We start from the raw sequence: 13,153 nt of genomic DNA, 5'->3' as shown, positions 1-13,153 counted from the left end.
CGAATGCGGATATTAACGCATCTCGTAACATCTTAGCGGTAGGACATACCGTTTTGTCTGTGGAGGGAAGACGCAGTAAAGGTCGCCCTGCGAAGCAGAAAGCAAGCGAAATCCGTGAGGAAGTCGCCTAAGAGCCTTTGCTTTTAGAATCCCTGAGAAACGAGTTTCGCAAGGAGCTAGTCGAAAGTGGTGGGAGTATGTCAAATTGTCGCTGCCATTCCTTTAACGCCCAATTATACGACAAACGAGCAACGCCACACGCTTGAGCGAAATGACTTGCTTGCTTGTTGGTGGGCATCAACTCAATGACATGCCCTCGTATAAATCGACTCATAGTACTTCTTTAACCGCCTGTATTAACTTTTGATTCTTTTTACTTCGACTGCCATACAATCTTGCAGAGAATACAGTGATAATTTCCAGTATATCTTGGGCAAGTTCTTCTTCAAAACTCAGATTTTCGCCTTGATTAATAATCACAATTTCAACATTTCTTGCTTCACATAAAGCAAAAACCAACTCAGCACCAAAGCGTAGTAAGCGATCTTTATGTGTTAAAACCAAACGACCAATTTGATTATCAATAATCCCATCTAAAAGAGCCTTTAAACCCTTTTTATGGTAATTCATGCCTGAACCGAGATCGCTGATGAGTTCAAATGTCCAGCCTTGTTTAGCACAGTACATTTCTAAAACTTGTTTTTGTCGCTCAAGATCAGCCTTTTGGTCATGACTTGATACTCTTGCATAAGCAATCGTTTTTCGATTATTTTGAATAGCAAGATCATGGATAAGTTCAGGCGTTATTTTACTTAGATCATAACGTCTGTGATTTTTAGGGGTTCTATCTGCAACTAAAGTGCCTTCCTCATCCCATCTTCTTAGGGTTTGAATGGAAACGCCCAATGTTTTAGCTGCAACACCAATACTAACATATCTACTCATTTGTATATAATAATATAGAAATAAGTAGATTTAAATTAACATTTAACAACTCTTGTAGCACACAAGGTTTTTTTTCGAGGCTGATCTCATGTCACTGTTACGCCGTTGGTTTGATCCACTTCGATCGAGTTGGTTTTATCAAAAGCCAACTCGTCAGGTGGAATTATCTACGGAGCAGGGTTTAACCATCCACTTGCGTCTGGATGATGTCTATAGCTATCTGGCTGCACAGCAGTTACCTGAACTTGAAGAAATCTTGAGTGATGAGATCAAACCCTTAAAGGTGATCATTTCCAGTGAAACGGCAGAACCTCCCAATAACATGTCAGAAATGGAGTGGCAAAATTACTGCCTCAACGATGCCAAAATTTTGTCCAAACAGCATCGTTTTAGTTTTCATGAAACCCCCGAACAGCCACCACTTGAAGCCATTGCTCAAGCAGAAACCATCCTTCGCAATACTCCTTTACGCGGCCAGGATTTCCTGTATTTACTCGAAGATGTGTTCCACATGCTGTGGCAAAAACAGTATGGCAAATTGCGTACCTTGCATGCCATGGCTAGTCGCCATCATCCAGCGCAAAATTTTCCGGAACGGATTTTTAACGATAACGAAGTGCTTGTCAGCTATTTTGAATTCGGGGAGCGCAAGTATCATGCGGTGGATGATCTGCTGCGTTTGACCCGCCGTTTAAAACAGCAAAAATTACTCACTGGCAATCCGATTTTCCTGATCAACCATATTGAATGGCGTGAACACCTGATTAGTGATGCTGAGGAACTGAATGAAATTCAGGCGCTGGATCCGGAACTGGATTTATATATTGCCCTGGAAGACCCGATTTCCTGGCTATTGTTGGCCTATATTAAAGAAGAGCTGGCCAATTTTTATAATATTCACCTCAATGTTTACCCGCTGTCTTATCATGGACGGGACCTGTTTGACTGGGGGCTGGCGACACGCTTGTCCAAACGTACCGAAGTGAAATTTACCCCGTTTTGCCGTCCTACCCAGCAAGCAACTTATGAGATAGCGAAACTGTTTTATAGCGTGCCTGAAGAGCAGCGTGTGGAAGCCATGTACAGCATTTTGCAGGCAGTCTGGACCAAAGGCAAAGACTTGTCATTTAGGGCACATTTTGACCAGATCAAGCGTGATTTAGAGATCAATGAACTGAGCACTGAAGATATTGCTGCCAAATTAAAAGAAAATGACATACTCTGTGAAATGAAGTCTCAGCCCGATTTTCCTGTGCTCGAACTGCGCATTGATGGTCAAAGTTATGTGTTTAATAGTTTGTACCGGGTCTGGATGATCGAAAGTATTTTTAGTAATGTTTTAGAAGACCAATATAAAAGTGAAAATGATGATAGCAAAGATGAAGAAAGAGAAATGTGAGTCTTTAGAACAGGCCCGTGCACAGATTGATGCAATTGATACCGCACTCATTGAGATGATAGCTACCCGTCAGTTTTATGTCGATCAGGCTACGCGTTTTAAGCGTACTGTACAGGACGTACAATCTCCGGAACGGGTCGAGCAGGTCATTCAGAAAGTACGTGCACAAGCACTAGATTTGGGAACCGATCCTGATCTGGTGGAACATTTATATCGTCAAATGATCCAACGTTTTATTCAGCGCGAATTGCGAGAATTTCGTCCTTAATTTTATTTAAATTTCGCTAAGAACATACTTGCGCTTGGGCATAAGCGTCTAGCAGTAGGAATCCCCCACCTAGCGAAAGCGTAGGTGGTGGAAGAATGTCAAGATTTATCGCCCAGGCTAAAGAACCAGTTCAGAATTAAGGCTGCAAACGTAGCGGTACCAATACCACCCAAATTAAAGCTGCCGAATTGCAGGGCAAAGTCACCGGTGCCTAAAATAATGGTCACCGCAGCCACCATCAGGTTTTTGTTTTTAGAGAAATCAACCTTGTTTTCAATCCAGATTTTTGCCCCGGCAATGGTAATTAAACCGAAGACCACAATCGATGCACCAGTTAAGATAGCAGTCGGAATGGTATGGATAATGGCACCAAATTTTGGTGAAAGTCCCAAGAAAACCGCAAAGATACCGGCAAAAACAAAAATGATGGTGGAATAGACACGAGTCACCGCCATCACGCCAATATTTTCACCATAAGTCGTCATCCCCGGAGCACCGACACCACCTGATAAAGTGGTTGCAAGACCATCGGCAACAAAGGCTTTACCAATATGCGGATCAAGGTTTTCACCGGTCATGGCACCCACTGCTTTGATATGCCCCAGGTTTTCAGCCACTAAAATCAAGGCAATCGGCGCAATAATTAGCATGGCATTGGCATCGAATACCGGTGAGTGGAAGGTAGGAATACCAAACCAGTCTGCCTGTTGAATTGGAGCAAAATTAATGGGTGTGCCATGTCCCATCACATTGGAAACAATATAATAAATTAAGTAAGCCAGTAATAAACCGATCAATAACAGCAGACGTTGCAGCAGGCCTTTGGTAAATACTGCAATAGAACCCATGCACATCACGGTGACCAGTGACATCCACATATTGAAGTTATTCCCTGCTACGCCTTTAACAGTCACCGGTGCCAAATTCAGGCCGATGATCATGACCACAGCACCAGTCACTACAGGGGGCATGAGTTTTTCAATCCATTTGGTTCCGGTTGCCATCACAATAAAACCAAAAATGGCATACAGAATACCGCAGGCCATAATACCACCAGCGGCTAGGGCCAGATTGGTATTGGGTGCACCCGTACCCGAAGCGGCATAACCCGTTGCTGCAATGACCACCCCAATAAAGGCAAAGCTGGAACCCAGATAACTCGGCACACGTCCCCCGGTCATCAGGAAAAACAGGATGGTACAGATGCCTGACATTAAAATAGCCAGATTAGGATCAAAGCCCATCAGGAAGGGCGCAAGTACAGTCGCCCCAAACATGGCAAAAGCATGTTGTACACCCAAAACTACACTTTGTGCAGGTGGAAGGTATTCATTGGTACCGACAGGACGTGCATCGATACTGCCTTCGTACGGGCGCCATTTGGGAAACCAATTGGACATTTTTTGAGCACTCTAAAAACAAATTGTGCACATCATACGCTTCTTTTTTGGAAGATTTAATCATTGAAACAAAATTTTATTTATACTAATACCATGACTTTTCAAATATTTTTACCATGTGATAAAAAATTTAATAATTAAAAATAACGCTAAATCAATAGTTAATAGGTATGAAGATGGGTTGATAGATTCATAAATATTTTTTGTTTTATTTATAAAAAATATAGTCAAATCATTATAAAACTAATACAATGGTGCAATGAGTTATTCAGAACATTTTAGACGTAAAATTTTAGCTAAGCTTGAGGAAGGTTATTCTATTCGAGCGGTAGCTGCACAATTTGAAATTAATAAAAATACCATTGTTGAATGGAAGAAACGTATAGAGATTAAAAAAACTCGCGTACGTAAACCTTCTAAAATTAACGATGATGCTTTACGTGAAGATGTTGAAAAGTATCCTGATGCTTATCAATATGAACGTGCTGCACGTTTTAATTGTGGTGTTTCATCTATTGGTGCTGCATTAAAGCGCTTAAATATTACAGTTAAAAAAAGACGTTAAGCCATCCTAAAGCAGATACAAAGCTTAGGGATAAATTTATTCAGCAAGTGAATGAATTAGAAAAAACCCACCCGATTATTTATCTGGATGAAAGTGGTTTTAAGTCACATGATTACAGACCTCATGGCTACTCACGAAAAGGAGTACCCTGTTTAGGGCAATATAATTGGCAATTAAAGAATCAGACCAATGCCATTGGAGCAATCCATGAGGGTAAGTTATTTTCAGTCGGTTTATTTGACTGCAAAATCAATTCAGATGTTTTTCATTTTTGGATTGAGCAATTCCTCATACCAGCATTACCTGAAAATAGTGTAGTGGTTATGGATAATGCAGCATTTCATAAAAGAGCAGATATTCAGGAGTTATTGGAACAACAAGGGCATAAAATTCTTTGGCTTCCTGCATACAGCCCTGATTTAAATCCTATAGATGAGCGATATATCGTGCAAGGTGGGCATGGGTTAAACGTAAGCGTAAAGAATGGTTGATCGACTCAGTCGATGAATTATTTCGAGTTTTTTTCAAATCCTGTATGGATAATAAAGTAGTTTGACTATAATGGGAAACTTTTGACCATAAGGTTAAAAAAAGCACATTGCAGGAATGTGCTTTTTCTATGGGAAATCAGAATTTAACCGGTATTACGCAATCCGGCTGCAATCCCGGCAATACTCACCATTAAGGCATGATCGACTGGGGTATGTTCTGCCTGACGTTCTGCCAGATAGCGACGGCGGCGTTTCATCAGTTCGGCCTGCAATAAATGCAGCGGCAACAAATACGGTTTGCGTACCCGCATAGACTGATCCAGCACTTCATTGCTGCTGAGCAGTTTGGATTCGCCTTTCAGCGCCAGCAAGGTTTGTACCGCATCTTTTAAGCGCTGACGCAGTTCATTGCCCAGGACTTTTAAGTCTTCATCTTCGGTCAAATGTGATTCGTAATATAAGGCGACATTACTATCTGCTTTGGACAATACCATTTCCAGCATGTCAATCAGGGTCTGGAAATATGGCCATTGTTGCAGCATCTCATCCAGCAGTGGTTTTTGCCCTTGATGAATCACCTGGTTAATGGCTGCTCCAGTGCCCAGCCAGGCTGGAAGCATCAGACGGATTTGGGTCCATGCAAAGACCCAGGGAATGGCACGTAAGGATTCAATCCCACCACTGACCTTGCGTTTTGCCGGGCGTGAACCGAGTGGCAACATTTGCAATTCTAGTTCCGGTGTAACCGTACGCAGGTATTTTACAAAATGTGGATTTTCACGCACGGTTTGACGATACACCTGTACCGACAAATCGGTCATGCTATGCATCAGTTCACGCCATTCATCCTTAGGTACCGGTGGCGGCAATAGGGTTGCCTCTAAAGTGGCTGCGGTATAAATCTCCAGATTCTGTAAGGCAATACCTTCCAGACCAAACTTGAAGCGGATCATTTCCCCTTGTTCAGTCACGCGAATGGCACCGGAAATCGAGCCTGGCGGTTGTGAAAACAGTGCCTGCTGGGTTGGAGCACCACCCCGGCTGATGGAACCGCCGCGGCCATGGAACAGGGTGAGTTGTACTGCATGTTTTTTTGCCACCGCAGTCAGTTCTTCCTGCGCACGGTATTGCGCCCAGTTGGCAGACATAAATCCGGCATCTTTGGCTGAGTCGGAATAGCCAATCATCACCTCGTGCTTGCCCTGAATATGCTGTTTGTACCAATGCATATTGAACAGGGTATTCATGGTACTGGCTGCACCGTCCAGATCTTTCAGGGTTTCAAACAGCGGAACTACACGAAGTGGATGCTTGATGCCGGCTTCTTTTTGCAGCAATAACACGGCCAAGACATCACTTGGATATTCCGCCATGGAAATAATATACGCACCCAGACTTTCTTCCGGTTGTTCGGCCAGCGTGCGCATGGTGGCAAACACTTCCTGTACATCCGGATGTTCAATCAGGCTTTGTTTAGGTTCATTCAGATGTTTAGGCAACAACGGACGTTTGCTTTGTAATTCCTGCAACAGGAAGTTTTGGCGCGCCTGTTCGGTCCAGGTTTCAAAATTGCCCAGACCCAGATATTCAGTAATGGCAGAAATGGCCTGACGATGACGACCGGATTCCTGACGGATATCCAGTTTCAGCAGTTCAATGCCAAAGCAGTTGACGCGATGGATAAAGTCCAGCAGTTTGCCATTGGCAATTTCTGGCAGGTTGCAGGCAATCAGTGAACGGTAGCACAGCAATAAAGGCTGTAATAATTCATCTTTGCTTTTAATCACCAGATGATCATCGGCATCTTGCCCTTGCAGTTTTTGCGCCAGCCAGTGACGGGTGGCTTTGAGGCGTTCGCGGGTATCCCGCAGATATTCACGGTAGGGTTCAGGGTGGCTATGGCCCAGTGCCTGCATCAGTTCATCGCTGCAGTTTTGAATCGACAGTTCCCAGCGCAGGTCTTCCATATCACGCAGATATAAATCAGCCGCTTTCCAGCGCGACAGCCACAGCACCTCCTGGGTAATGTTATGCGTGACGTTCGGGTTGCCGTCACGGTCACCGCCCATCCAGGAGGCAAAACGCACCGGTGCAACGGTTAAAGGTAAACGCTGGCTACAGTGATCTTCAACCATTTCATCCAGTTCGCGGATGAATTTGGGAATGGCATTCCATAGGGTTTGTTCAATAGTGGTAAAGCCCCATTTCGCTTCATCGACTGGGGTTGGCCGGTGCTGGCGGATTTCATCGGTCTGCCAAGCGGAACAAATCAGTTGTTTGAGTTCTTGCAGTACGGCTTTGCGTTCACGTGGGGTCAGTTTTTGTTGATCAGACTTAAACAGGCAGTCATTAATATCATCATATTTTTGAATTAAGGTACGACGGCTGACTTCAGTCGGATGTGCAGTCAACACCAGTTCAATTTTCAGTTCACAGATTTGCTTGAATAGGGTGTCGGCTGAAATTTCGTGATCTTTAAATTTCTGGAACAGATGATCGAGCGGATTGGGAGAGGGTGCATGTTCATCGAATTCGCTTTGACGGCGACTTCGAACTACATTGTACTGTTCGGCAATATTGGCAAAATTCAGAAAGTGGGTGAATGCACGGGTAAGTGGAAGAATCTCATCATCTTCCAGACTCAGGAATAGTTGTTCAAGCTGTTTTTCGGCTTCTACCTGGCCATCACGTGCACCTTTGGACAGGGCACGAATCTGCTCCACCTGATTAAACAAATCTTGTCCCGCATGTTCCTTGAGGGTTTCTCCCAGTAAGTTCCCAAGTAAGCGTACATCCTCACGCAGTGGAGCATCAATTTGTTGAATCATTTTTTTTCATTCTCCTAGGCTACTCCTTTGAATATACCCCGATTCAATGACATTCCAAGTAGGGGGCAGACAAAAGTCGGTAATTTTTTGCTGCTAAAACTAGCAATTGAGTTGCCGTTGGTGCAGTCAAGGAAAATGGAATTACAGATTTTAAGGTTTTTTCTGATATTTCAGCATAAAGATTTCAATACTGTTCAAGATAATCTGCTGTTTCTCTTCAGCAGTGGGTACTTCCCGCACCCCAAGCAGCACTTCATGATGGCGCAGACCCAACAGTAAAGAAAGGATCAGTAAGGTCAGGTTTTTTAATGCTTCTGGCTGAATAAAGCCCAATTCGATAGCCTGCTGAAAAAAATTTTCCCACAGTGCATTCATACGCAGATGGCATGCATTATAAAACGTCTGTGCCAGTGGATTTTGTTCCGCCGCCAGTTCCACCAATAAGCGTTCCAGCTTGATGGCCTCTGGCAAATTGGTGATATTGAGGGCCAGCTCACAGGCATGCACAAATTCTTGATAAAAATTACTGTCGGCTTGCAGGTTTAAGGGGCGAGCACTGAGTAATTCTTCGCATGTGGCAACAATGGCACAGACAAATAAATTGGCTTTATCCTGAAAGTGATTGTAGACGGTCAGTTTGGTGACACCCGCTTCCTGGGCAATCTGGTTCATGCTGGAACCATGGTAGCCACACCTTAAAAATAAGCTTTTTGCTGCAGTTAAAATGCGCTGACGTTTTTCTAAGTCTTTGGGGCGACCCACATTTATTTGCACAATTTTTTCCAAAAAAATGAAAAAGGTCATTGATTTGACCCTCGATTCCCAATTAATGTACCGATAAGTATATTAATTAAAAAACGATCAGTTTAAGATAATGCTTATTTTGCCTTAAAAAACATTTTGAGATAAGAGCCAACCTCATGAGCATAGTAAAAATTGCAGTAAAAACCGCCCTGGTCAGCATGATGATTATTTGCAGTGTGACTTTATTGGGCTGCAGCACGGAGGCAACCGAAACAGAACAGGTTCCGTTTGTGATGGTGACTCAGCCGAACAATACCCATAATGAGCAGAAAAGCTATGCCGGAGATGTGCAGGCACGCCAGCAAACGGCTTTGGCCTTCCGGGTGGGCGGACAGATTATCGAACGTTATGTCGATGTGGGCGATCAGGTCAAAGTGGGGCAGGTACTGGCAAAACTCGATGTGAAAGATGCCCAGCTGCAGCTCAATGCAGCAAAAGCTCAACTGGAAAGTGCCCAATCGGCCGCAAAAATTGCCGCAGATGAACGGCAGCGCTTTAAGCAATTGCTGCCGATGAATGCGGTCAGCCATTCGCAATATGATGCGGTGGATAATCAGTATAAGTCAGCGATGTCCGCGCTGAAACAGGCGCAGTCCAATTATCAGGTTACGAGTAACCAAACCGGTTATAACCAGCTGATTGCCAATAAAAATGGCGTGATTACTGCGCGTAACATTGAAGTGGGGCAGGTGGTCGCTGCGGGACAGGCTGCTTATCAGGTGGCGATTGCCGGTGATCGTGAGGTGGTGATCGGGGTACCGGAACAGGCCATTTCAGAGATTAAAGTCGGTCAGACAGCATGGGTTACTTTATGGTCCGAACCTGAAGATAAATTTGCCGGCTATGTGCGTGAAATTTCTCCGGCAGCCGATCAGTCCCGAACCTTTAGTGTCAAAGTCGCTTTGCGTGGAAGTAATGCTGCCATTCAGCTGGGCCAGAGTGCACGGGTATTTTTTAACAATATCCAAAACAATGTACTTAGCGTGCCTTTGTCCAGTGTCTCGGCCAATGGTCAGCAGGCCTATGTCTGGGTGGTGAAACCGGACCAGACCATTCATAAGGTGGCTGTGAACCTGGGAGCCTATGGTCGTGACAGTGTGCCGGTATTGTCCGGTCTGAATCCGCAAGATTATGTGGTGATTGGCGGGGTGCATTTATTGCGTGAAAAACAGAAAATCCAGCCGATTGACCGAGAAAATCGTGCCGTGAAAATTCAGCCAGGAGCTGTATCATGAATTTAGGCTCGAACTTTAACCTGTCGGAATGGGCCCTGAAAAATAAAGGCTTGATTCTTTATTTCATGCTGCTGCTCGGCATTGTCGGCATTGTTTCCTATTCCAAACTGGCCCAAAGTGAAGATCCCCCATTTACCTTTAAGGTGATGGTCATCCAGACCTACTGGCCGGGTGCAACCGCACAGGAAGTGTCGTTGCAGGTCACTGACCGCATCGAAAAGGAGTTGATGAGTACCGGTAATTACGAACGCATCATGGCCTATTCGCGTCCCGGTGAATCACTGGTGACGTTTGTCGCCAAAGATTCGCTGCGCTCAAACCAGATTCCCGATGTCTGGTATCAGGTGCGCAAAAAAGTGGGCGATATCCAGCATCAATTGCCGAGTGGGGTGCAGGGGCCGTTTTTTAATGATGAATTTGGCGATACCTTTGGAAATATCTATGTCCTGACCGGCAAAGATTATGACTATGCCATATTGAAGGAATATGCCGACCGTCTGCAACTGCAACTGCAACGGGTCAAGGATGTCGGCAAGGTCAATCTGGTAGGCCTGCAAGACCAGAAAATCTGGATTGAACTGTCCAATACCAAAGCGGTACAGCTCGGCATTCCGGTCACAACTATTCAGCAAGCCCTGCAACAACAAAATACCGTGGCCAGTGCCGGCTTTTTTGAAACTGGCACCGACCGCATTCAGATGCGGGTCAGCGGTCAATTAAAAAGTATTGATGAACTTAAACAAATGCCCCTGTTGGTGGCAGGAAAAACCATTCAGCTGGGTGATGTTGCGGACATTTATCGTGGCTTTAGCGAGCCGGCCCAGCCACGCATGCGTTTTATGGGCGAAAATGGCATTGGGATTGCCGTATCCATGCGCAAAGGTGGCGACATTCTGGCTTTGGGTAAAAATTTAGAGGCTGAATTTGCCCATTTGCAAAAATCTTTGCCCTTGGGCATGCAGCTAAAAAAAGTTTCCGACCAACCGGTTGCGGTGAAACGCAGCGTGAATGAATTCATGAAAGTGCTGGCAGAAGCGGTGATTATTGTCCTGTTGGTCAGTTTCTTTTCCCTGGGTTTTCGTACCGGTCTGGTGGTGGCATTTTCCATTCCACTGGTGCTGGCCATGACCTTTGCCGGCATGAATCTATTCGATGTCGGACTGCATAAAATTTCACTGGGCGCTTTAATTCTGGCGCTCGGTTTATTGGTGGATGACGCCATTATTGCCATTGAAATGATGGCCGTAAAAATGGAGCAGGGCTATAGCCGGCTGGAGGCGGCAGGTTTTGCCTGGAAAACCACGGCTTTTCCCATGCTGACTGGCACTCTGATTACCGCAGCCGGCTTTTTACCGATTGCTACTGCTGCATCCAGTACCGGTGAATATACCCGTTCCATTTTCCAGGTGGTGACCATTGCCTTGGTGGTGTCATGGTTTGCGGCAGTCCTTTTTGTACCGTATCTGGGCGATAAGCTGCTGCCCGATTTTAATCAAGACCTGCTGCAAAAAGCGCCATGGTATCAGCGCTTATGGGCGCGCTTACGCAGGCAACCCGAACCGCAAGCTGTGCTACATCATGCCGGTGAGCATCATTATCCATACCAAACCCGGTTTTATCAAAAATTTAGAGGTTGGGTGAGTCAGTGTATTAGCTACCGTAAAACCGTGATTGCCACCACGGTCGGCATTTTTGTGCTGTCGGTGCTGATGTTTAAACTGGTGCCACAGCAGTTCTTCCCGCCGTCTAACCGGGCTGAAATTCTGGTCGATTTAAAACTGGAAGAAGGGGCATCGCTCACGGCCACAGAAAATGCGGTAAAAAAAGTGGAAAAATTCCTGTCGACCAAACAAGGTATCGACAATTATGTGGCCTATGTCGGCACGGGTTCCACCCGTTTCTACTTGCCACTGGACCAGCAATTGCCACAGGCCAGTTTTGCCCAGTTTGTGGTTTTGGCTTCGTCCTTAGATGACCGCGATGAAATCCGCAAATCTTTAGATCATGAAATCCGTAAATTGCTGCCGGATGTGCGTACCCGGGTCTCGCTGTTGGAAAATGGTCCGCCTGTCGGTTATCCATTGCAGTATCGCGTTTCCGGTGAAGACCTGAATCTGGTGCGTCAATGGGCACATAAGGTTTCCGCCGTCATTGCAGAGAATCCGAACACCACTAATGTTCATCTGGACTGGGGCGAACCGAGTAAGGTCATTCAGCTGAATATTGATCAGGATCGCGCCCGTCAAATGGGAGTATCAACTTTAGATTTGTCACAATTCCTGAACAGTTCCATCAGTGGTGCTGTGATTAACCAGTATCGTGAAAAACGTGAACTGATTGAAATCCGTTTGCGTGGAGACCAGAACGAACGCATCAATGTGGAATCTTTGTCCAGTCTGGCTGTACCGACTGTCAATGGTGGTTCAGTACCTTTGGCACAAATTGCCAAAATTGAATATAAGTTTGAAGATGGCCTGATCTGGCATCGTAACCGTTTGCCGACCATTACCGTACGTGCCGATATTCGGACCAAGTTGCAGCCTGCAACCGTGGTCGGGCAACTTGCTGATAAAATGGATCAGCTGCGGGCCGAATTGCCAAGCGGTTATCTGGTTGAAGTGGGCGGTACGGTCGAAGAGTCGGCTCGTGGACAAAACTCGGTCAATGCTGGTATGCCGTTTTTTCTGGCGGTGGTGATGACCTTGCTGATGATTCAGCTCAAGAGTATGTCTCGTGCATTTATCGTCTTTTTGACGGCACCTTTAGGCCTGATTGGAGTAGTATTGTTTCTGTTATTGCTGAATAAACCCTTTGGTTTTGTGGCAATGCTGGGAACCATTGCCCTGTCAGGCATGATCATGCGCAATTCTCTCATCCTGATTGACCAGATTGAACAGGACATTCAGGCTGGACATGATCCCTGGAATGCCATTATCGATGCAACCGTACGTCGTTGCCGCCCGATTGTGCTGACTGCTCTGGCCGCAGTATTGGCGATGATTCCACTCTCCCGCAGTATTTTCTTTGGTCCGATGGCGGTGGCGATTATGGGAGGCTTGATTGTGGCGACCCTATTGACGCTGTTCTTTTTACCGGCATTGTATGCACAATGGTTTAAAGTGAAAAAAAATAGCCAAACGGAGTAATTTTTTGACAATAATCAGGTGCGAAACGTTGAAAACTTCAATATAGTAGCACCTAATATTTGTATACATTTT

11 protein-coding genes are annotated in these 13,153 nt (G+C 45.3%); 6 read left to right on the top strand and 5 right to left on the bottom strand.

Going from position 1 to position 13,153, the window contains the following annotated elements:
- Positions 1–127 precede the first annotated feature (127 nt).
- Together B9T38_RS16990 and B9T38_RS10635 are read right to left on the bottom strand one after the other, a co-directional pair.
- Positions 128–298, bottom strand: a complete 171-nt coding sequence (locus B9T38_RS16990; RefSeq protein WP_251992226.1) for a helix-turn-helix domain-containing protein — start codon at positions 296–298, stop codon at positions 128–130.
- A 32-nt stretch (positions 299–330) separates the two neighbouring features.
- The gene (locus B9T38_RS10635; RefSeq protein WP_086196774.1) at positions 331–945 is read right to left on the bottom strand and encodes an IS607 family transposase; all 615 of its coding nucleotides are present in this window, start codon (positions 943–945) and stop codon (positions 331–333) included.
- An 88-nt stretch (positions 946–1,033) separates the two neighbouring features.
- Here B9T38_RS10635 and B9T38_RS10630 point away from each other — a divergent pair, with 88 nt between their 5' ends.
- Entirely contained in the window at positions 1,034–2,344 is a 1,311-nt protein-coding gene (locus B9T38_RS10630; RefSeq protein WP_086196773.1) for a hypothetical protein, read from the top strand.
- A complete protein-coding gene (locus B9T38_RS10625) occupies positions 2,325–2,612 on the top strand; it encodes a chorismate mutase (protein WP_086196772.1) in 288 nt (95 codons plus the stop codon). The genes B9T38_RS10630 and B9T38_RS10625 overlap by 20 nt, the downstream gene beginning before the upstream one ends.
- A 98-nt stretch (positions 2,613–2,710) precedes the next feature.
- On the opposite strand, the gene B9T38_RS10620 is transcribed toward B9T38_RS10625, so the two are convergent.
- Positions 2,711–4,012, bottom strand: a complete 1,302-nt coding sequence (locus tag B9T38_RS10620; protein ID WP_086196771.1) for a solute carrier family 23 protein — start codon at positions 4,010–4,012, stop codon at positions 2,711–2,713.
- Positions 4,013–4,271: 259 nt separating this feature from the next.
- Between B9T38_RS10620 and B9T38_RS10615 the strand changes: the two genes are divergently transcribed.
- Both B9T38_RS10615 and B9T38_RS10610 read left to right on the top strand, forming a co-directional pair.
- Positions 4,272–4,577, top strand: coding sequence for an IS630 transposase-related protein (locus B9T38_RS10615; protein ID WP_000122230.1), 306 nt, complete (start codon positions 4,272–4,274; stop codon positions 4,575–4,577).
- Between the two features lie 47 nt (positions 4,578–4,624).
- The gene (locus B9T38_RS10610; RefSeq protein ID WP_171263221.1) at positions 4,625–5,068 is read left to right on the top strand and encodes a transposase; all 444 of its coding nucleotides are present in this window, start codon (positions 4,625–4,627) and stop codon (positions 5,066–5,068) included.
- Between the two features lie 143 nt (positions 5,069–5,211).
- On the opposite strand, the gene ppc is transcribed toward B9T38_RS10610, so the two are convergent.
- Positions 5,212–7,896, bottom strand: coding sequence for a phosphoenolpyruvate carboxylase (ppc, locus tag B9T38_RS10605; protein WP_086196770.1), 2,685 nt, complete (start codon positions 7,894–7,896; stop codon positions 5,212–5,214).
- 150 nt (positions 7,897–8,046) lie between these two features.
- A complete protein-coding gene (locus B9T38_RS10600) occupies positions 8,047–8,670 on the bottom strand; it encodes a TetR/AcrR family transcriptional regulator (RefSeq protein ID WP_086196778.1) in 624 nt (207 codons plus the stop codon).
- A gap of 146 nt (positions 8,671–8,816) precedes the next feature.
- Between B9T38_RS10600 and B9T38_RS10595 the strand changes: the two genes are divergently transcribed.
- Both B9T38_RS10595 and B9T38_RS10590 read left to right on the top strand, forming a co-directional pair.
- Entirely contained in the window at positions 8,817–9,935 is a 1,119-nt protein-coding gene (locus B9T38_RS10595) for an efflux RND transporter periplasmic adaptor subunit (protein WP_086196769.1), read from the top strand.
- Positions 9,932–13,081, top strand: coding sequence for an efflux RND transporter permease subunit (locus B9T38_RS10590; protein WP_086196768.1), 3,150 nt, complete (start codon positions 9,932–9,934; stop codon positions 13,079–13,081). Before B9T38_RS10595 ends, B9T38_RS10590 begins: the two co-directional genes overlap by 4 nt.
- The last annotated feature ends 72 nt before the right edge of the window (positions 13,082–13,153 follow it).

The sequence above is a fragment of the Acinetobacter sp. ANC 4218 genome (assembly GCF_002135245.1).
GTDB lineage: Bacteria > Pseudomonadota > Gammaproteobacteria > Pseudomonadales > Moraxellaceae > Acinetobacter.
Note: the sequence above shows the minus strand (reverse complement) of the source record. Positions and strands in the feature narration are given on the sequence as shown.

What these genes read in the sequence shown, in the direction of transcription:
- B9T38_RS16990 (WP_251992226.1), bottom strand. Translation starts at nt 298, where the DNA reads ATGCCCACCAACAAGCAAGCAAGTCATTTCGCTCAAGCGTGTGGCGTT.
- B9T38_RS10635 (WP_086196774.1), bottom strand. Translation starts at nt 945, where the DNA reads ATGAGTAGATATGTTAGTATTGGTGTTGCAGCTAAAACATTGGGCGTT.
- B9T38_RS10630 (WP_086196773.1), top strand. Translation starts at nt 1,034, where the DNA reads ATGTCACTGTTACGCCGTTGGTTTGATCCACTTCGATCGAGTTGGTTT.
- B9T38_RS10625 (WP_086196772.1), top strand. Translation starts at nt 2,325, where the DNA reads ATGAAGAAAGAGAAATGTGAGTCTTTAGAACAGGCCCGTGCACAGATT.
- B9T38_RS10620 (WP_086196771.1), bottom strand. Translation starts at nt 4,012, where the DNA reads ATGTCCAATTGGTTTCCCAAATGGCGCCCGTACGAAGGCAGTATCGAT.
- B9T38_RS10615 (WP_000122230.1), top strand. Translation starts at nt 4,272, where the DNA reads ATGAGTTATTCAGAACATTTTAGACGTAAAATTTTAGCTAAGCTTGAG.
- ppc (WP_086196770.1), bottom strand. Translation starts at nt 7,896, where the DNA reads ATGATTCAACAAATTGATGCTCCACTGCGTGAGGATGTACGCTTACTT.
- B9T38_RS10595 (WP_086196769.1), top strand. Translation starts at nt 8,817, where the DNA reads ATGAGCATAGTAAAAATTGCAGTAAAAACCGCCCTGGTCAGCATGATG.
- B9T38_RS10590 (WP_086196768.1), top strand. Translation starts at nt 9,932, where the DNA reads ATGAATTTAGGCTCGAACTTTAACCTGTCGGAATGGGCCCTGAAAAAT.